Source organism: Variovorax sp. GW823-FHT04F07, from assembly GCF_058795995.1.
In genome coordinates, this window is sequence record NZ_JBXAIG010000001.1 from 328757 (window position 1) to 348302 (window position 19546).

General features: G+C 70.3%; 17 protein-coding genes. 10 read left to right on the forward strand and 7 right to left on the reverse strand.

Annotation, left to right across the window (positions count from 1 at the left end; translation table 11 throughout):
- The first annotated feature begins 38 nt into the window (after window positions 1-38).
- The 4 genes from AC1RAA_RS01540 to AC1RAA_RS01555 all read left to right on the forward strand — a co-directional run bounded on the left by AC1RAA_RS01540 (window position 39) and on the right by AC1RAA_RS01555 (window position 5030).
- The gene (locus tag AC1RAA_RS01540) at window positions 39-1034 is read left to right on the forward strand and encodes a LysR family transcriptional regulator (RefSeq protein WP_492726129.1); all 996 of its coding nucleotides are present in this window, start codon (window positions 39-41) and stop codon (window positions 1032-1034) included.
- Between the two features lie 141 nt (window positions 1035-1175).
- Window positions 1176-2747, forward strand: a complete 1572-nt coding sequence (locus AC1RAA_RS01545; RefSeq protein ID WP_492726131.1) for an AMP-binding protein — start codon at window positions 1176-1178, stop codon at window positions 2745-2747.
- Between the two features lie 11 nt (window positions 2748-2758).
- Window positions 2759-3997 carry an acyl-CoA dehydrogenase family protein gene (locus AC1RAA_RS01550; protein WP_492726133.1) on the forward strand — a complete coding sequence of 413 codons (1239 nt, stop codon included), beginning with the start codon at window positions 2759-2761 and terminating at the stop codon, window positions 3995-3997.
- Window positions 3998-4031: 34 nt separating this feature from the next.
- Window positions 4032-5030: a tripartite tricarboxylate transporter substrate binding protein gene (locus AC1RAA_RS01555; RefSeq protein ID WP_492726135.1), complete on the forward strand. Its 999-nt coding sequence runs from the start codon at window positions 4032-4034 to the stop codon at window positions 5028-5030.
- Between the two features lie 10 nt (window positions 5031-5040).
- Here the strand turns inward: AC1RAA_RS01555 and trhA are convergent, their stop codons facing one another.
- Entirely contained in the window at window positions 5041-5664 is a 624-nt protein-coding gene (gene trhA / locus AC1RAA_RS01560; protein WP_070059305.1) for a PAQR family membrane homeostasis protein TrhA, read from the reverse strand.
- Window positions 5665-5869: 205 nt separating this feature from the next.
- Between trhA and AC1RAA_RS01565 the strand changes: the two genes are divergently transcribed.
- Window positions 5870-6865: a sialic acid TRAP transporter substrate-binding protein SiaP gene (locus AC1RAA_RS01565; protein WP_492726137.1), complete on the forward strand. Its 996-nt coding sequence runs from the start codon at window positions 5870-5872 to the stop codon at window positions 6863-6865.
- Here AC1RAA_RS01565 and AC1RAA_RS01570 read toward each other — a convergent pair.
- Window positions 6862-7881, reverse strand: a complete 1020-nt coding sequence (locus tag AC1RAA_RS01570; protein WP_369632415.1) for an AraC family transcriptional regulator — start codon at window positions 7879-7881, stop codon at window positions 6862-6864. The genes AC1RAA_RS01565 and AC1RAA_RS01570 overlap by 4 nt on opposite strands.
- A 141-nt stretch (window positions 7882-8022) precedes the next feature.
- On the opposite strand from AC1RAA_RS01570, the gene AC1RAA_RS01575 reads away from it, so the two are divergent.
- Window positions 8023-8814, forward strand: a complete 792-nt coding sequence (locus tag AC1RAA_RS01575) for a crotonase/enoyl-CoA hydratase family protein (protein WP_255221122.1) — start codon at window positions 8023-8025, stop codon at window positions 8812-8814.
- Window positions 8815-8823: 9 nt separating this feature from the next.
- On the opposite strand, the gene AC1RAA_RS01580 is transcribed toward AC1RAA_RS01575, so the two are convergent.
- A complete protein-coding gene (locus tag AC1RAA_RS01580; protein ID WP_492726140.1) occupies window positions 8824-10248 on the reverse strand; it encodes a GTPase/DUF3482 domain-containing protein in 1425 nt (474 codons plus the stop codon).
- Entirely contained in the window at window positions 10245-11633 is a 1389-nt protein-coding gene (locus AC1RAA_RS01585; RefSeq protein WP_492726142.1) for a DUF2868 domain-containing protein, read from the reverse strand. Before AC1RAA_RS01585 ends, AC1RAA_RS01580 begins: the two co-directional genes overlap by 4 nt.
- A gap of 435 nt (window positions 11634-12068) precedes the next feature.
- On the opposite strand from AC1RAA_RS01585, the gene tssE reads away from it, so the two are divergent.
- Window positions 12069-12659, forward strand: coding sequence for a type VI secretion system baseplate subunit TssE (tssE, locus tag AC1RAA_RS01590; protein WP_492726145.1), 591 nt, complete (start codon window positions 12069-12071; stop codon window positions 12657-12659).
- 62 nt (window positions 12660-12721) lie between these two features.
- A complete protein-coding gene (gene tssF / locus AC1RAA_RS01595) occupies window positions 12722-14602 on the forward strand; it encodes a type VI secretion system baseplate subunit TssF (RefSeq protein WP_062475631.1) in 1881 nt (626 codons plus the stop codon).
- Here the strand turns inward: tssF and AC1RAA_RS01600 are convergent.
- Complete coding sequence (locus AC1RAA_RS01600) at window positions 14599-15192, reverse strand: TetR/AcrR family transcriptional regulator (RefSeq protein WP_492726148.1); 594 nt, start codon at window positions 15190-15192, stop codon at window positions 14599-14601. The two genes, tssF and AC1RAA_RS01600, sit on opposite strands and share 4 nt — an antisense overlap.
- Before the next feature lie 85 nt (window positions 15193-15277).
- On the opposite strand from AC1RAA_RS01600, the gene AC1RAA_RS01605 reads away from it, so the two are divergent.
- A complete protein-coding gene (locus AC1RAA_RS01605) occupies window positions 15278-15706 on the forward strand; it encodes a VOC family protein (protein ID WP_492726150.1) in 429 nt (142 codons plus the stop codon).
- Between the two features lie 7 nt (window positions 15707-15713).
- On the opposite strand, the gene AC1RAA_RS01610 is transcribed toward AC1RAA_RS01605, so the two are convergent.
- Both AC1RAA_RS01610 and AC1RAA_RS01615 read right to left on the reverse strand, forming a co-directional pair.
- Window positions 15714-17570, reverse strand: a complete 1857-nt coding sequence (locus AC1RAA_RS01610; RefSeq protein ID WP_172438282.1) for an ABC transporter ATP-binding protein — start codon at window positions 17568-17570, stop codon at window positions 15714-15716.
- Between the two features lie 94 nt (window positions 17571-17664).
- Complete coding sequence (locus tag AC1RAA_RS01615) at window positions 17665-18600, reverse strand: LysR family transcriptional regulator (protein ID WP_159277324.1); 936 nt, start codon at window positions 18598-18600, stop codon at window positions 17665-17667.
- Window positions 18601-18700: 100 nt separating this feature from the next.
- On the opposite strand from AC1RAA_RS01615, the gene AC1RAA_RS01620 reads away from it, so the two are divergent.
- Window positions 18701-19528 (forward strand): DODA-type extradiol aromatic ring-opening family dioxygenase, encoded by an 828-nt coding sequence (locus AC1RAA_RS01620; protein WP_492726152.1) that lies wholly within the window; start codon window positions 18701-18703, stop codon window positions 19526-19528.
- Window positions 19529-19546: the final 18 nt, after the last annotated feature.

Below are 19546 nucleotides of genomic sequence, written 5' to 3' on the forward strand. Positions count from 1 at the left end.
GGGGCCACAATGGGCGCCCCATCTTTCCCCGTCGCCCCATGGACCTGAGGTCTCTTCGCTATTTCATCGCGGTGCTCGAAGCCGGCAGCCTGTCGCGCGCCGCCGCGTCGCTGTACGTGGCGCAGCCCGCGCTGACCGCGCAGATCAAGAAGCTCGAGGCCGAGCTCGGCACGCAGCTGTTCGACCGCTCGCACGTGGGCGTCACGCCCACGGCCGCCGGGCTGCAGCTGTACCAGGACGCGCGGCGCCTGCTGTCGGATGCCGCAGCGATGCGCGAGCGGCTGCAGCGCGCGCCCGACGGGCCCGAGGGCTCGGTCACGGTGGCGGTGCCGTTCCTGCTGGCCTCGCTGCTGCTCGGGCCGGTGCTGGCGCGGCTGAAGCAGTCGCATCCGCGCATCCGCGTGTTCGTGATCGACGACCTGAGCCTGATGGTGCGCAAGGCGATGGTCGATCGCCGCGCCGACATCGGCCTGCTGGTCGACACCCCCAGCGTCGAGGGGCTGGACGTGCGCCCCTTCGTGCGTGAAGGCATGTTCCTCTGCGGCTTCGATGCGAAGGGCGAGGTGGCGGCGTTGCTCGGAAAAAGCGCGAAGGGTGGGCGCGCGAAGAAGGGCGCACCGGTGCGTCCCACGGTGCCTTTCGCACGCGCCGCGAACCTGCCACTGGTGCTGCAGTCGCGCCGCTTCAGCATCCGCCAGCGCGTCGAGGCGGCGGCCGAGGCCGTGGGCGTGGAACTCAACGTGGTGCACGAGCACGACTCGGCGCGCGTGCTGCGCTCGCTCTACCTGGCGGGCGCGGGCTTCACGGTCACGCCCGCCTGCGCGCTCGCGGACGGGCCGGGCGATCAGCCGAACTGGTTGATCGCACGCATCGTCGAGCCCGAGCTGGCGCGCACCTACCACCTGGCCACGCCGGCCGGCAAGGTGCCCGACGCAGCCACGCAGGTCGTGAGGCAGGCGCTGGCCGACGAGGCGCGCTCGATGATCGCCTCGGGCCGCTGGGACGCACAGTTCCTGGGCGACGGCAAGGCGTAGCCATCGCGCACGGCGGTGCCGTGCGCCGGGGCCATCATCTTTTGTGATGGCCGCGCATCAGCAATCGGTATTTGTTGTGCGGCGGCGTTGTTTGCGAAAGTTCTCCCCACGGTGCACAGGCACCGGCCTCAAGGAGACAACTTGCCCTCACTTTCGCCCGAGGTCGCCAACGTCGGCGAACTCGCATCCCGCGCCGCCCGCCTGCATGCGCGGCAGATCGCCGTGACCACGCCGCAGCGCGCCTGCACCTACGAACAGCTCGACCGGCGCGCCAACCGCCTGGCCAATGCCCTGCGCGGGCTCGGCCTGCAGCGCGGCGACCGCGTGGGCGTGTACCTGCCCAACTGCATCGAGATCGTCGAGCTGGAGCTGGCCTGCTACAAGGCCGCGCTGGTGAAGGCGCCGATGAACGCGCGGCTCGCGCCGGTCGAGGTGGCCGAGGTCATCGAGAACAGCGACGCCACGCTGATCGTCACCACCGCCGCGCGCGCCGAGACCTTCCTGCCGCTGCTGAAAGGCGCGGCCCCGAAGCTGTTGCTGCTCGACGCGGCCGAAGGCACGCCCGCTTCGTACGAAGGCCAGCTGGCGCGTGCGAGCGACGCCTTCACCTGCGAGCGCGTGCGTGCCGACGAGCTGGCGGTGCTGCACTACACCTCGGGCTCCAGCGGCGTGCTCAAGGCCGCGATGCAGACCTTCGGCAACCGGCTGGCCCAGCTGCGCAAGTTCCTCTCGCGCAGCGAAGGCCTGCGCCCCGGCGACCTGTTGGGGCTGGTGGGGCCGATCACGCACGCCTCGGGCATGCAGATCGTGCCGGCGCTGTGCAGCGGCGCGACCATCCGTCTGTTCACCGGCTTCGAGCCCGCGCGCTTCCTGGACGACATGAAGAAGGAGCGCGTGACCCACACCTTCATGGTGCCCACCATGATCAACATGCTGCTGGCCGAGCTGCAGGGCCGCTACCGGCCGCTGCCCGACCTGCAGCGCCTGGGCTACGGCGCCGCGCCGATGGCGCCCGCGCGGATCATGCAGGCGATGGACGTGTTCGGCCCCGTGCTGTCGCAGGGCTACGGCGCGGGCGAGACCACCTCGGGCGTGTGCGGCCTCTCGGTGGAAGACCACCTGTTCGCGCGCGCCGCCATGCCCGAGCGGCTGGCCTCGTGCGGGCGGCCTTTCCTCGAATCGCTGGTGGAGATCGTCGACGACGAAGGCCAGCCGGTCGCACCCGGCGAGGTGGGCGAGATCGTGGTGAGCGGCGAGGACATCTTCGCCGGCTACTGGCGCGCGCCCGAGCTCACGGCCGAGGTGCTCAAAGAGGGCCGCTACCACACGGGCGACCTCGCGCGCGCCGACGACGAGGGCTACATCTACATCGTCGACCGCAAGAAAGACATGGTCATCAGCGGCGGCTTCAACGTGTACCCCTCGGAGGTCGAGGCCGTGCTGTACCAGCACGCGGCGGTGGCCGAGGCCTGTGTGTTCAGCGTGCCCGACGACAAGTGGGGCGAGGCGGTGGCCGCGCACATCGTGCTGAAGCCGGGCGCCTCGCCCGACACGGCCGGGCTCGACGACTTCTGTGCCGCGCGGCTGGCGGGCTTCAAGCGGCCGCGCCGCATCGAGTTCGTCGAGTCGCTGCTGAAGAACGCCAACGGCAAGGTCGCGCGCAAGGCGATCCAGACGCCGTACTGGGCCGGCCACGCGCGCCGCGTCAACTGAAAGAGAACGACATGGACACCACGCTGACACCTGCCGCCGCTCCCACCGAGGCTTCGGCCATCCGTGCGCCGCTGTTCGACGGCCCCTTCGAAGGCTCGCCGCGCGCGGCCGAGCTGATCGCCCGCATCGGCGATTTCCTGAACGGCGAACTGGCCGACCTCGTGCGCGAGAAGGGCATCGACCACGAGCACGGCCCCGACAGGGACACGCTGCGCCATGTCTGGCGCCGCTCGCACGCGATGGGCTTCTACGGCATGACGCTGCCGCCGGCGATGGGTGGCCTGGGCCTGTCGCTGGTCGACCATGTGCTGGTGAAGGAATCGATCTACGCCAGCGGTTCGCCGCTCGCGCCGCATGTGTTCGGCGAACTCAGCGGGCCGCCGCGTGTCGGCGCACTGGCCAAGTTCGCGACGCCGGATCAGATGGCGCAGTTCATCCGTCCCGTGGCGCAGGCCGAGAAGGCGATCTGCTTCGCGCTCACCGAGGCCGAGGCCGGCTCCGACGCCGGCGCGGTGCAGACGCAGGCGCGGCGCGAGGGCGACATGTACGTGCTGAACGGGCGCAAGCGCTTCATCTCGGGCTCGCCGTTTGCCGATCTCGCGGTGCTCATGGCGTCCACCTCGGACGATCCGGCGCGTCGCGAGGTGACGGCGTTCTTCGTCGACCTGACGCAGCCGGGCGTCCAGGTGCAGGCAGGCTACAAGACCATGGCGGGCCAGTCGACCACGGGCGACATCGTGCTCACCGATTGCCGCGTGCCCGCCGCGAACCTCATCGGCGAGCCCGGCAAGGGGCTGGCGCTGGCGCTGGGGCGCATCACGGTCAACCGGCTGCTGCACTGCCCGGGCATGGTGGGGCTGGCGACCGTGGCGCTGAAGGACGCACGCGACTACGCGCGCACGCGCCGCCAGTTCGGCCGCGCCATCGCGCAGTTCCAGGCGATCCAGCATTCGCTGGCCGACATGGCGACGCAGCTGTGCGCGGCGCGTGCGCTGATGCTGTCGACCGCGCGGCAGATCGACGCCGGTGGCGACCCGCGCGCCGAGGCCTCGATGGCCAAGCTGTTCTGCTCGGAGGCCGCGTTCCGCGTGGCCGACGCGGCGGTGCAGATCCACGGCGGCGAAGGCATCGTGCAAGGGCGGCGCGTGGAGTTTTTGTTCCGCATGCTGCGCATGTACCGCGTGCTCACGGGCACGAGCGAGATCCAGAAGAACATCATCGCGCGCGAGCTGATCGGCGATGCGGCCTGAGGCCGGACCACAAAATCAGGAGACACCACAAGCCATGACTCTCATCAATGCCCATCGCCGCGCGCTGTGCGGTGCGATCGCGGCCTCGGCGCTGCTGCCGGCCGTTGCTCGCGCAGCGGGCGCGAACGCTTCCGCCTGGCGACCGACCCGCCCGGTCAAGTGGGTCGTGCCGTACCTGGCCGGCACCGGCCCGGACAACGCCGCGCGCATCCTCGCGGAAGCGCTCGGGCCCTTGCTGGGGCAGCCGGTCGTCATCGAGAACCGCGGCGGCGCGGCCGGCAACATCGGCGCGCGCCAGGTCGCGCGCGCCGCGCCCGACGGCTATACCTGGATCTACTCGAGCGCGCCCATGGCCGCCAACATGCGCATGCAGCAGAACCCCGGCTACGACGCGCTCAAGGACTTCCGCCACATCATGCGGCTGACCACCTCCGACGTGCTGCTGGTGGTGAATGCGGGCTCGGGCATCCAGACCCTGCAGGAACTCGTGGCGCGTGCGCGCGCCAACCCCGGCAAGCTCGACTACGCCTCGGGCGGCGTCGGCACGCCCTCGCACCTGGGCGTGGAGCTGTTCCTGCAGGCCGCGGGCGTGCAGGCCACGCACGTGCCGTACAAGGGTGCGTCGGAAATCGTCAACGCGGTGCTGGGCAACCAGGTGAACTTCGGCATGCCGATCTTCTCGGTGGCGCTGCCGCACGTGCAGGGCGGCAAGCTGCGCGCCCTGGGCGTGGCCGGCGCCAAGCGCAACGCGGCCTTGCCGCAGGTGCCGACGCTGGCCGAGCTGGGGCTGCGCGGCGTCGAGCTCACGTCGTGGGGCGGCGTCTCGGTGCCGGCGGGCACGCCCGACGCGATCGCTGCGCGCATCTACGAGGTGTTCGGGCAGGCGCTGAAGCAGCCGTCGGTGATCGCTGCGCTGACCGAGCTGGGCAGCGAGGTGAGCCCGTCGACGACCGAGGCCTACGTGCAGGGCTTCGCGAGCGAGATGGAACTGACCGAGCGGATGATGAAGACCGCGAAGCTGCAGCCGTTGTAAGAGGCAGGCTTCAGAGCACGAACCACCCCACGGCCACGTAGTGGCTCGTGGTGCCGGCCAACACGAACAGGTGCCAGGCGCCGTGCGCGTGGCGCAGCCCCCGCCGGTTGCGATAGAACACCGTGCCCACCGTGTAGAGCACGCCGCCCGCGACCAGCCAGGCCAGGCCCGTGGCGTGCAGCTTGGCCGCCAGCGGCGCGGCGGCCAGCACGCCGAGCCAGCCCATGCCGATGTACAGCGGCAGCGAAGGCTTCTTCGCCGCGTCGGCTGCAGCCGGTTTCAGCTCGCGCCAGATGCCGAAGCACGCCGCACTCCAGATCGCCGCGAGCAGCAGCCAGCCCCAGGGGCCTTGCAGCGTGACGAGCGCGAAGGGCGTGTAGGTGCCCGCGATGAGCAGGAAGATCGCGCAGTGGTCGGCGCGCTCCCACAGGCGCTTGCTGCGGCCGCGCGTGCTGTGAAAGAGCGTGGAGGCCGCGTACAGCGCCACGGCCGAGAGCGAGAACACCAGCCCGCCCGCGATGCGCGCCGGATCGCCCGTGGGCAGCGTCTTGGCGAGCAGCAACGCGGCCGCCGGCAGCGCGAGCAGCAGGCCGAACAGGTGGCTGTAGCCGTTGAGTCGTTCGCCGGGGTACATGAGGTGCTGAGGTGCGGTGAGGAGGTGGGCGCGTCGGGCGCACGCGGATGCTAGGGAAGGGCCATGACTGCCCCGTGACCGGGCAAACCCTCTCTGGCTTCTGGTTGCAAATGTTTACATTCAGCGGCCGGGATGCGTTCCCGACACCCGCCGCGTGCTTTGGCGCACCCGCGCCGGCGGGCCTTCTCACCGCGAGGGACTGCCGATGAAAAAACGTTTGATGTCGTGGCGCCGGGCTGCTGTCCTGTGCGTCGCCATGGGGAGCGCCGCTGTCGCTGGTGCGCAAGTGCAGCAGTTCAAGTGGGGCCATATCTACGAGCCCGCGAGCATCTTTCACCAGCAGGCCGAACTGGCGGCGCGCAAGATCGCCGAGCAGTCCGAGGGCAAGATCAAGATCGAGGTGGTGCCCGCCTCGAAGCTGGGGCAGGAGCGCGACTACGCGCTGATGCTCGCCAACGACGCCATGCAGATCGCCTACGTCGGGCAGGCCACGCTGGCCGAGGGCTATCCGCCGCTGGGCCTGGGCAGCTACCCCTTCGCCTTCAAGGACCTGGACCACGTGCGCAAGTACCTCGCGAGCCCGCTGCTCGCGGACCTGATGAAGGGCTACAACGAGCGCAGCGGCAACCGCATGGTCGCGTCGGTCTACTACGGCGCGCGGCAGGTGACCTCGGGCAAGCCGCTGCAGCGCCCCGAGGACTTTCGCGACCTGCGCCTGTACGTGCCCGACGCCGCGGCCTACCAGCTCTTCGCCACCGCGCTCGACGCCAAGCCCGTGTCGCTGCCGTTCAACAGCCTGTACGGCGCGCTCAAGAAGAACGAGGTCGAGGCGCAGGAGCATCCGCTGGGCACGGTGCGCGCCAAGCAGCTGTACGAGGTGCAGAAATACGTGCAGCTCACGGGCCACATCTACGACACGCTGGGCATCGTCATCGGCAAGGCGGCCTGGGCCCGGCTCACGCCGGCGCAGCAGGCGATGGTGGAGAAGACGCTGGCCGACACGGCCAAGTGGACCAACGTCGGCGTGATCGCCAGCGAGCTGGAAGACGAGCAGTTCCTGCGCGGCAAGGGCATGACGGTGCAGCCGGTCAACCGCCTGCCGCTGCTGGAGCGCGTGACGAAGCGCTCCACGCCCGAGCAGATGGGGGCGCGGCCGGGCGACTTCGCCAAATTGCAGGCGCTGGCCGGGGCGGCGAACTAACCCGCGCGCTGGCGGTAGCCGCGCGGCGTGCTGCCGGTCCACGTGCGAAACGCACGGTGGAAGGCCGGCGTGTTGTCGAAGCCCACCGAGGCGGCGATGCGGTCGATGGGCTCGCGTGTCTTCACGAGGCGCTGGATCGCCAAGTCGCGCCGCACCTCTTCCTTCAGTGCGCGAAAGCTGGTGCCCTCGGCCGCGAGCTGGCGCGACAGCGCGCGCTCCGACATGTGCACCGCGCGCGCCGCCGCGCCCAGCGTGGCGTCCGAGGCGAGGTGCGCGGCGACGAACTCGCGCACCGTGGCGCTGGTGGTGTCGTGGTCGAAGGTGACGAAGATCCAGTCGTCGGGCGCGCGGCGCACGAAGTCGAGCAGCTCGGCGCGCGTGCGCTGGAAGGTCTGGCGCAGCACCGGTTCGGCAAAGCGCACGGAAGAAGTGTCTTGTTCGAACTGCAGCGGGCCGGGGAACAGGTTGGCGTATTCGTCGAAGCGCGCCGGACGCGGGAACGCAAAGCCGACGCCCAGCACCGGCAGCTGCCGCCCCATGAGCCACGAGGCCACGCCGTGGATCAGCTTGACCATCAGCGCATGGCCGAAGGGCGTGGTGGGCCGCGCGGCCGCTTCGGGGTGCGGCGCGATGGCGATCGTGGCCACGCCGTGGGCGCGCGTCATGCGCAGGCGGTGGTCGTCCAGCAGCAGGTTCCAGAAGCGCGTGAAGCGGTACATGGCGACCATGAGCGAGGGCGCATCGAGCAGGCTGAGCCCGAGGTACTTGAGCGCGCCCGCGCGGATCGGGCGCGACCACAGGCCCAGCATCTCGTCGCCCATGAAGAGCGACACGCACTCGTACATGCGAACGAACTGCTCGCGCGTGACGCGCGCGCCGTCCTGGCGCAGCAGCTGCGGCGAGAGGCCGGCCTGCGCGGCCAGCATGTCGATGTCGCGCGGGCTCAGCTGACGGCGCGCGCCGCTCAGCAGGTGCTGCAGGAAGCTGACGGCGACGGTGGCGCGCTCTGGCGGCATGGCGGGTTCAAAAAGACGGTTGGCGGAATCTGCAAATGAATGGGCGCGATCTGCAAGCAATGGCGCGGCGCCCAGGGCTATCGTAGCCCTGAAGCGCCCCATTCCGGTGGCGGAACCCGCAACAACCCAAGGAGCCCTGCCGTGATCGAACGGAACGTCACCCTGCACATGGACGAAGAGGTCGCCGTCGTGACCCTGAACCGTCCCGCCAAGCGCAACGCCATCGACGAGGCCACGCTGGCCGCGCTGGACGCCGTGTTCTCCGCACTGCCGCGCGAGGCCAAGGCCGTGGTGCTGACCGGCGCGGGGCCGCATTTCTGTGCCGGGCTCGACCTCAAGGAACACCACGACAAGGAGCGCACGGCGGTCGACTTCATGCGCGTGTGCCAGCGCTGGCACAGCACCTTCGACAAGATCCAGTACGGCGGCATCCCGGTGGTCGCGGCGCTGCACGGCGCGGTGGTCGGCGGCGGGCTCGAACTGGCGGCGGCCACGCATGTGCGCGTGGCCGACCCGTCGACCTACTTCGCGCTGCCCGAGGGGCAGAAGGGCATCTTCACCGGCGGCGGCGCGACGGTGCGCGTGGCGCGCATCATCACGCCGGGCCGCATGGTCGAGATGATGCTCACCGGCCGCGTGCTCGACGCCCGCGCCGGCAAGACGCTAGGCCTGGCGCACGAGATCGCCGCCCCCGGCGAGAGCCTGCGCGCCGCGATGGTGCTGGCCAAGCGCGTGGCGAAGAACGCAGCGCTGTCGAACTACGCGATGGTGACGTCGATCAGCCGCATCGCCGACATGTCGGCCACTGACGGCATGTTCGCCGAGTCGCTGATGGCGGCGGTGGTGCAGACCGGCGGGGAAGTGCAGACGCGGCTGGGGGCGTTCGTCGACAAGTCGCTCGCCAAGGTCACGCCCGAACAGGTCGCGGGCTGAGGCGAGGCCTCAGGCGTCGAAGGCGCGCCGCAGTTCGATCGACAGCGTGCCCGCCAGCGCCTCGCGCTGCGGCGCGGGGCGCCAGGAGCTGCGCGTGAGGGCACCGGTCGATTCCCATTCGGGATGGCTGCGCGCGGGCTGCACGGCGCGCACGGCGCCGGCGGCAGCACGCATCAGCGTGTCGTCCTCGTCCGCCGACGGAGCCTCGGCCCGGATGCGTTCCACGGCCGCATGGCCGCGCCGTTCCAGCGCCTGCGCCAGCTGCAGCTGCCAGGCCGCGAGCGTGAACAGCACGCTGTCTTCCACCGTGAGCTCGTGCATGTCGCGCAGCTTGTTGGCCAGCTTGCGCCCGAGCGGCCCCCAGCCCTGCGACACCGCGCCGCCGATGGCGCCGCCCAATGCCGCGCCCGCGCCCAGCGACAGGCCCGCCACTGCGAGGTCGGCCACCACGCCCACGGCGGCGCCGATGACCGCGCCCTTGCCCAGGCGCAGGCCCGCGTCCTTCATCGCCTCGGGGTTGAAGAAGTCGAGCGTCCAGCGGCCTTCGATGATCGGCAGCGGCGCTTCGTCGGCGTCGCCCTGGCGAAAGCCGTAGAGCGCGAGCAGGTCGTCGGTGCAGCGCTGGGCCTTGTCGAACACGTCCTTCTGCACGCTGGCGACCAGCGCCTGGCGGCGCGTGGCGTCGGCGAACTCGGTGGCGGGCACGGTGCGGCGGATGGCCGCGGCATCGACCAGCAGGTCCGCGATGCGCGTGCAGGCCGACTGGCGGCGCGCGTCGGCCTCGGCGTCGAGCGCGTCGACCACGCCGCGCAGCGCGTCGCGGCGGTCGCGCAGCAGCGTGGCCAGGTCGTTGTAGAGGTCGTGCTCGGCGCCCACGAAAGGCGCCGCCGCATCGAAGCGCACCTGCACATGCAGGCCGTAGGCCGAGAGCAGTTCCTTCCAGGCCGGCTCGCGGCTGGCGGCATCGCGCACGAAGTTGAGCACCGGCAGCACCGGGCGCGCGCAGGAGTTCAAGAGCTCGATCTCGTCGCGGAACTTGGGCAGCACCGGCTCGCGCACGTCGATCACGAGAAAGGCGGCGTCGATGTCGAGCATCGCGCGCAGCACCTTGGCCTCCTGCTCGAACACGCCCTGCGCCTCGGGGCCCTGCAGAAAGCGGCGGATGCGCTCGGGCGGCGTGGCCTGCTGGGCGGTGTCGAGGCCGGCCAGGTGCTCGCGCAGCGCGACCGCGTCTTCCAGGCCCGGCGTGTCGAGGAAGCGCACGGCCGGCTCGCCGTTCACCTCGAGATCGACCGACTCGACATGGCGCGTGGTGCCGGGGCGCTGCGACACCTCGCCGAAGTTCACGCGCCGCGTGAGCGTGCGCAGCAGCGAGGTCTTGCCCGCGTTGGTGTGGCCGACGACGGCAATGCGGATCGGAGTCGGGGAGGTCATGCGGTGGCGGTGCCTTCCGTGAAGACGGCATCGAGCCGGTCGCTCGCGACCACGTGGGCGAGCCCTGCGTCGCGCAGCCAGTCGCGCCAGCGCTGCGTGGCAGCGGCGTTGGGCGCATCAGCCAGCCAGAGGCGGCATTCGCCGCAATGCGCCAGCACCTCGCGCAGGAAGCGCTCGGTGCCGCGGTCGGGGCTCGAGGCCGCATGGCAGACCAGCAGCACGGTGCGCGGGTGGACCTGCGCGAGCTGGTCGAGCAGCGCGCGGCGCGCCGGGGCGCTGCCGTCGATGCGGACCGCCGGTGCGGGCAAGCCGGCGGGCGGCCAGGGCAGGTCGGGCGGCAGTTCGAAGCCGACGACGAACAGGCCGTCGTGCTGCTCGGAGGCCGGCAGGCCCGTGGGCGCGGCGGGGTGCGCGCGGCCCGGGTCGGCATCGACGATGGCGGGCGGCGCCAGCGCGGCGAAACGGGCCAGCAGCTTGCGGTAGTAGGGCGCCTGCCAGTCGGGCTGCAGCGCGGGGCGGCGGTGGCGGCAGACGGCGGCGCTGAGCAGCACCAGCGCCAGGCGCGGCAGCAGGCCGTACACCGCGATGCAGCCGGTGAGCCACAGCGCCCAGGTGCGCTGGGCCGCTGCGACTGGGGTGGCCGATTGCACGGTGGCCGCATCGGGCACCGGAAAACCGAACTGCGCCGGCAGCCAGCCCAGCGCCTGCACCACGCGCACGAAGAAGGCCGGCTCGAGGATGGTGGTTTCCCAGCTCAGCGTGTAGCTGCGAAAGGCGAGGGCGAACAGCATCGCGGCCAGCACCACGGCGAACGACAGCGCCCAGATGCCGTGGCTCACGAGCCCGAAGGCCCAGGGCAGCAGGCGCGCACGCGTGAGCAGCCCCGTGGCCGCGCGCACCAGTTGCGGCGCCTGGCCGCGCTGGCCGCCCGCCACGCGCGCCGTGAGTGACAGCCACAGCCAGCCCAGCGAGGCCGTGCCGAAGGTGCCCGACGGCAGCCACAGGCCGGCCAGCCACAAGAGCAGCGTGAGCGCATGCAGGCCCAGCAAGCTGACGAGCGCGACGATCACGTTGATGTGGCGGTCGTTGCCGCCGACCACCTGGCCCGCGAGGCCCAGGCCCGCGATCACGACCAGTGCCACCAGCGCCAGCAGCACCCACGGCGCCCATTGCCGGCCGCGCGCGAGTTCGGCCTGCAGGCCCATGCGCTCGCCGAGCTGGCGGGCGCGTTCAACGATGCGGGTGGGGCCGTCGGCTGCGCGCGAGGCCGCGGTGCGAAGGGCCGACGCGTCGTCGAGCGGGCCGTTCTGTTCGGACCATCGGACCGCCTCGGTGATCACCGCATCCGGAAAAGCAGGTGCGCGCAGCGCGGTGGTGGTGATCAACAGGGTCCCTTCTTCTTCGCCAATGACGCCCCGGCGCAGCAAAGCGGCGGGGCGCGCAAATTATGCCCGGCGCATGCAGAAGGCCTGCCCAAGAGAAACGGGGCCGCGAACGGCCCCGTGGCGCTGCGCTTGCGGATTCAGCGCAGGCCGAAGAACGACAGCACGGCGACGACGACCACGACCAGGCCGACGATGTAGATGATGGAATTCACGCGAAGGCTCCTTGTGGTTGGCGATGACCCAGCATCGGGCGCCCGCCGGCGCGCGGGTGTCGGCGGGGGGCGGTGCGTGCTGTAGGACTCGCGAAGCGCGGATGCGACGACAAATGCCCGGCGCGGGCGTCCGCATTCGAGCTAGGCCCGCTGTGTGACCATTGTTTGCAATGAGCGGCGGGCATCCACGCAAGACTCTGCCCCTTCCAGAAAAGGCCAGGTCATGCGGCTCACCGAGCAATCCCCGTTCACAGGTTCCCACCCCGCGCACCCCGGCGCCCGCGCGCCCCGCGGGCCCGATGCACCCGCCGCACCGCGCGTCAACGCGCAGCTGCTGCCCACGCTGTTCGACCGCCTGCGCGACGAGGCGCCCGGCCGCGGCGCCGAGCCGCCGTCCGAGTACACGGCCACGCCGGCCCGGATGCGCGAGATCATCCAGCGCGACCTGGCCCTGCTGTTCAACACCACCAACGCCGAAGACCTGATCGACCGCACGCGCCATGCCGATGCGGCGTCTTCCACCGTCAACTACGGCGTGCCGCCGCTGGCCGGCAGCTACCTGTCGGAGCGCAAGTGGGCGGACATCGAACGCATCATCCGCCGCGCGATCCGCGACTACGAGCCGCGGCTGATTCCCGACAGCGTGCAGGTGGTGCCGCTCATGAAGGAAGACGGCGCGGCCGAGGCCTACAACGTGCTGCTGTTCGAGATCCGCGCGCTCATTCATCTGAAGCTGTACCCGCTGGCGTTCACGGTGCAAAGCGCGGTCGATCTCGAAACCAACCGCATGCGCATCGTCGGCGCGGCGGACTGAAGCCTGTCTGTCTCTTTTTCATTTCTCCTTTACTTCAACCACGCCAGGGAAGGCTCACCGTCATGGACCCGCAACTCCTCGAGTACTACAACCGGGAACTCGTCTACATGCGCGAGGCGGCGAGCGAGTTCGCCGCCTCGCACCCCAAGATCGCCCGCCGCCTGGGCATGCACGGCATCGAGGTGGCCGACCCGTACGTGGAGCGGCTCATCGAGTCGTTCAGCTTCATGTCGGCGCGCATGCAGATCAAGCTCGACGCCGAATTTCCGCGCTTCACGCAGCGCCTGCTCGAGGTGCTGTACCCCAACTACCTGAGCCCCACGCCGTCGATGGCCGTGGCGCAGCTGCATCCCAGCGTGAAGGAGGGCGACTTCACGCGCGGCTTCGTGGTGCCGCGCGGCACGGCCTTCCATGCACGCGTGCCCGCGGGCGAACAGACGCCGTGCGAGTTCCGCTCCAGCCAGGACGTGACGCTGTGGCCCTTCGAGATCGCCGAGGCGCGGCTCACCGGCGCACCGCCCGACATCCCGGCGCTGGAGCGCTACGTGCCGCCGCATGTGCAGGTGACGGGCGCGCTGCGCCTGCGGCTGCGCATCGTGGGCGAGATGGGCTTCTCGGCACTGTCGGGGCTCGACCGGCTGCCGATCTACCTGCGCGGCAACGAGCAGGTGGCGTCGCACCTGTTCGAGCTGCTGCACACCTCGGCGGTCGCGACTTTCATCGGCGAGCCCGGCCAGCTGATGGACCGGCCGCACGTGGTGACCGAAGGCGCGCTGGTGCACGAAGGGCTGGGGCCGGGCGAAGGCCTGCTGCCGCTGGCGTGGAACACCTTCCACGGCCACAACCTGCTGCATGAGTACTTCGCGTGCCCCGAGCGCTTCTACTTCTTCACGCTCACGCAGCTTGCGCCGGGGCTGGCGCGCATTCCCGGCAAGGAGGTCGAGATCGTCGTGCTGCTGAGCAAGCCGCCCGGCGCGCTGGGGGCGCTGGTCGATGCGGCGCAGTTCGCACTGTTCAGCACGCCGGTGGTCAACCTGTTCGAGCGGCGCACCGACCGCATCGAGCTCGACAGCGCGCAGACCGAGTTCCATCTCGTGCCCGACCGCTCGCGGCCGATGGACTTCGAGGTGTATTCGGTGCAGCGCATCGCCGGCCAGCAGGCGCGCACCACGGCCGAGATCGACTTCCGTCCGCTCTACCAGACGCTCAACGAAGACGAGGGCAACCACGGCCGCTACTTCTCGGTGCGGCGCGAACCGCGGCTGGTGTCCGAAACGGCGCGCAAGTACGGCACGCGCACGCCGTACATCGGCACCGAGGTGTTCCTGTCGCTGGTCGACCAGCAGGAGGCGCCGTACCCCGAGAGCCTGCGCTATCTGTCGGTGAAGGCGATGCTCACCAACCGCGACCTGCCGTGCCTCGTGCCGCGCAACGGGCAGGCCGACCTCGCGGTGGCCGATTCGATCCCGGTGTCGGCCGTGGGCCTCATCCGTGCGCCGAGCACGCCCAAGTCGCCGTTCGCGCAGCGCGAGATCGCGTGGCGGCTGATCCGCCAGCTGGGCTTCAACCACCTGCCGCTGGCCGATATGCCGCACCGCGAAGGCGCACAGGCGCTGCGCGACATGCTGCGGCTGTTCGTCACGGCCGACAACGACGTGCTGCGCCGGCAGATCGACTGCCTCGTCGGCTCGCGCATCGAGCCCGTGACGCGGCGCCTGCCGGGCGCGGGGCCGCTGATCTACGGGCGCGGCGTGCAATGCACGCTGAGCGTCGATGAAGAAGGGTTCTCGGGCACGAGTCCGTACCTGCTGGGGCTGGTGCTGGAGCACTACCTGGCGCGGCACGTGAGCATCAACGTGTTCACGCAGACCACGCTCGAATCGATGCAGCGCGGCACCGTCGCCAAGTGGCCCGTGCGCATGGGCGGTCGAGGCGCGGTCTAGTTCCTCTTGGGCGGGAGCGCCTGCTCCAGCAGCCACAGCATGGCCGCCCGCACCTTGGCGGCATCGGCGCCGGCGTCGATCTCCAGCGCCGCGCGGTCGAAGGCGGCCGACAGCAGGCGGGCGAGGGCGTCGAGCGACACCTCGCCGCGGCCCATGCCGGCGCGCGCCAGCCCCTGGCGCAGCGAGTTCGCCGAGGTGGCGTCGTCCATCGACATCATTTCCGCCAGGCCCAGCACGGCGGGCCCGTCGATCAGCAGCAGCCGGGTGCGCCCCGGCACCGTCATCGCCTTCAGGTAGGCCTCGCTGCCCACGAGCAGGGCGTCGCGCGGGCCGAGCTCGTCGGGCGTGGCGGCATCGATGTCGGCCGCGACCGCCTGCGCCTCGAGCAGCAGCACCTGGCGGAACAGGTCGCGCTTGTCGTTGAAGTGGTGGTACAGCGCCCCGCGCGTGATGCCGGCGGCCATGGCGATCTCGGGGGTCGAGGTGTCGCCGTAGCCCTTGCTGACGAAGAGCGTGCGGGCCGCCTCGGTCAGCGCGAGGCGGGTGGTTTCGGTGCGTTCGCGGTTGGTGCGTGCCGGGGTTTTGACCATGCCCCTAATTTACATGCAGTCTGTTTGTGGATTAATATTTAACTTACATGCAGTTTGTATGTTTAATCCACGAAGGAGCCACCCCATGAAAGTGACGAGCTATTACCCGGTGATCATGACCAACGACGTGGCCGGCACCGCGGCCTTCTACCAGGCGCATTTCGGGTTCATGTCGCTGTTCACGACCGACTGGTATGTGCACCTGCAGCTGGCGGACGATGCCTCGGTGAACCTTGCCGTGCTCGACGGCAGCCACACGACCATTCCCGCCGAAGCGCGCGGGCAGGTGGCGGGCGGGCTGCTGCTGAACTTCGAGGTGGAAGACCCCGACGCGGAGCACGAGCGCCTGAAGGTGGCCGGCCTGCCGATCCTGCTGTCGCTGCGCGACGAGGCTTTCGGCCAGCGCCACTTCATCACGCGCGACCCGAACGGCGTGCTGATCGACATCATCAAGCCGATCCCGCCGAGCGGGGAGTTCGTGCAGCAGTACGAAGCCGGCGCGCTGCCGACCTGACGCCTGCTCAGGCGCGCAGGGCTTCGTCTTCTTCCAGCCCGTCGCCCAGGAAGCCGCCGCTCTGGTGCGCCCACAGCCGCGCATACAGGCCGCCCTGGGCCATCAGCGTGCGGTGGTCGCCTTCCTCGACCACGCGGCCTTCGTCGAGCACGATGAGCCGGTCCATCGCGGCGATGGTCGAGAGCCGGTGCGCGATGGCGATCACGGTCTTGCCTTCCATCAGCGTGTACAGGCTCTGCTGGATCGCGGCCTCGACCTCGGAGTCGAGCGCGCTCGTGGCCTCGTCGAGCAGCAGGATCGGCGCGTCCTTCAGCATCACGCGCGCAATGGCCACGCGCTGGCGCTGGCCGCCCGAGAGCTTCACGCCGCGCTCGCCCACGTGCGCCTCGTAGCCGCGCCGTCCGCCCGCGTCGCCCAGCGTCTGGATGAAGTCGTGCGCTTCGGCACGCCTGGCGGCGGCTTCGATCTGCGCCAGCGTGGCGTCGGGCCGGCCGTAGGCGATGTTGTCGGCCACCGAGCGGTGCATCAGCGAGGTGTCTTGCGTGACCATGCCGATGTGCATGCGCAGCGAATCCTGCGTGACCTTCGAGATGTCTTGCCCGTCGATGAGGATGCGGCCGCTTTCCAGGTCATGGAAGCGCAGCAGCAGGTTCACCAGCGTCGACTTGCCGGCGCCCGAGCGGCCGACCAGGCCGATCTTCTCGCCGGGCTTGACCACGAGGTTCAGGTCGTCGATCACGCGGCGGCCTGCATCGCCATAGCGGAAGCTCGCCTGCTCGAAGCGCACCTCGCCGTGCGGCACGTCGAGCACCGTGGCATGGGGCGCGTCGAGCACCGTGCGCGGGCGCGACAGCGTCTTCATGCCGTCCTGCACCGTGCCGATGTTTTCGAACAGGCTGGTCATCTCCCACATGATCCAGTGCGACATGCCCTGCAGCCGCAGCGCCATCGCCGTGGCGGCGGCCACCGCGCCCACGCCCACCGTGCCGTGCGACCACAGCCACAGTGCCATGCCGGCCATGCCGGCCGTCAGGCCCATGCTCAGCGTGTGGTTGACGATCTCGAAGGCGCTCACCAGCCGCATCTGGCCGTAGCCCGTCTTCATGAACTCGCGCATCGCGTCGCGCGCAAAGCCGGCCTCGCGCTGCGTGTGCGAGAACAGCTTGACGGTCGCGATGTTGGTGTAGGCGTCGGTCACGCGCCCGGTCATGAGCGCGCGCGCGTCGGCCTGCGCCTTGCCGACCTTGCCCAGGCGCGGCACGAAGTACACCAGCGAGGCGATGTACAGCGCCAGCCAGATGACGAAGGGCCACACCAGTTGCGCGTCGAGCACGCCCACCAGGATGATCATGGTGGCCACGTACACGCCCATGGCCACGAGCACGTCGGCCAGCACGAACACGGTCTCGCGCACGGCCAGCGCGGTCTGCATCACCTTGGCCGTGATGCGGCCCGCGAACTCGTCCTGGTAGAAGGCCATGCTCTGGCCCAGCATCAGGCGGTGGAAGTTCCAGCGCAGGCGCATCGGCAGGTTCACCGCCAGCGTCTGGTGCTTCACGATGGTCTGCAGCGCCACCACCCCGATGCTGATCACCAGGAATGCGGCCAGCCACAGCAGCGTGTCGCCGCGCTCGGCCCACAGCTTGGACGGCACCTGGCCGCCGAGCCAGTCGACGATGCGCCCGAGGATCGCGAACAGCGCGGCCTCGAAGGTTGACATCACCGCCGTGAGCACCGCCATCGCGGCGATCTTGCCGCGCACGCCGTGCGTGCAGGCCCACAGGAAGGCAAAGAAGCCCTGGGGCGGCAGCGTCGGTTCGGCGGCGGGGTACGGGGGAAGGAGTTTTTCGAAAAAGCGGAACAAGGAATCGGTCTCCAGCAGAGCCTTCGAATGTAGCCCTGCATGCATGACCTTGCCCCGAAAAGGTGCGTTCGCGGCCGGTGCCTTCAGCAACCCTTCAGCTGCGTCGTGTCTTGGTGTCGTCGGCGCGTGCTGCCTTTGTTTCCATGCCCCCCAGGCGCGCGCTCAGGAAGTCGATGAAAGTTCGCAGCTTGGGCGACATGTACTGCCGGCTCGTGTATACGGCGAACAGCGTGACCGGCGTGGCCTCGAACGCGGGCAGCAGCCGCACCAGCCGGCCCTGCGCCAGGTCGTCGTCGATGAGCCAGACGGGCAGGTACGCGATGCCCATGTCGGCGCGCACCGCGTGCAGCGTGAGCGTGGTGTCGTCGGAGCGCATCGCGGGCGTGAGCCGCAGCGGGAACATGCGCCCGCCAGGCCCCTTGAGCGCGAGGTTGTCCAGGTTCACGTAGCTGGGCACGATCGCGCCCAGCTTCGCGAGGTCGGCCGGCACCGCGGGCAGGGCGCCGTGGCGCTTCAGGTAGGCCGGCGTGCCCGCAAGATGAAAGGGCACGCGGCACAGCGGCCGCGCGATGAGCGCGGGCGAGGGCTCCTGTGTGGCGCGCAAGGCCAGGTCGTAGCCGTCGGCCGCGAGATCGACCTTGCGGTTCTCCAGGTGCATGTCGACCAGCACCTCGGGGTACGCCGCACGGTAGTCGGCCAGCACGCGCGCAAAGCGCGGCGTGGCGCACCACACGGGCGCGCTCACCTTGAGCTGGCCGCGCGGCGCGTCGCTGGTCTGGCCGATGGCGGCTTCGGCCGCATCGAGCAGGTCGAGCGCGCGGCGGCTCTGTTCGTACCAGGCGGTGCCGGCCTCGGTCAGGCTCAGGTGGCGGCTCGAGCGGTGCAGCAGCCGCGCGCCCAGCGATTTCTCGAGCTGCGCCACGTGCTTGCTGGCCATCGGCGCCGACAGGCCCAGGCGCTCGGCCGCCGCCACGAAACTGCCGGCCTCGACGACCTCGCGGAACACGCGCAGGCTGGTCATGCGGTCCATCGATGATTTCCTGTGAAGAAAGGATTCGATGCATCGTAGCCTGTCGATTTCCTGAAAGGAAATGTCTACAGTCGATCCAACGCCTTCAAGGAGCATCGACTTGACCCACGACAACACCACGCTTTCCCGCCTGCCCACGTACTTCATCTCGCACGGCGGCGGCCCCTGGCCCTGGATGAAGAAGGAGATGGGCGCCACCTACGACCAGCTCGCTGCCTCGCTGGCCGACATGCCGCGCCAGATCGGCCGCACGCCGGCCGCCATCCTCATGGTCTCGGCGCACTGGGAGTCGCCCGTGTTCACGGTGCAGGGCAACCCCAAGCCGCCGATGATTTACGACTACGGCGGCTTCCCGGCCCACACCTACGAGGTGCGCTACGCCTCGCCCGGTTCGCCCGAACTCGCGCAGCGCGTGCAATCGCTGATCGCCGCCGCCGGCCTGCCGGCGCAGATCGATCCCGAGCGCGGCTACGACCACGGCATGTTCTCGCCGATGGCCGCGATGTACCCGAACGCCGAGGTGCCGGTGGTGCAGCTGTCGCTGCGGCGCGGGCTCGACCCGGCCGAGCACCTGGCATTGGGCCGCGCCATCGCGCCACTGCGCGACGAGAACGTGCTCATCGTCGGCAGCGGCCTGAGCTATCACAACCTGCGCAACTTCGGCCCGCAGGCGCACGGCGTGTCGAAGGCCTTCGGCGACTGGCTCGACGAGACGGCTGTGCAGGCCACGCCGCAGGCGCGCGTGCAACGCCTGCAGGACTGGGCCTCGGCCCCGTCGGCGCGCATGGCGCACCCGCGCGAGGAGCACCTGATTCCGCTGATGGTCGCGGTGGGTGCGGCCGAGGGCGACGTCGGCGAGCGCGTCTACCACGAGGACGCCTTCATGGGCGGGCTCGTGGTGTCGAGCTACCGGTTCGGCACGGCCTGAAGGCACGCGGGCCGCGCG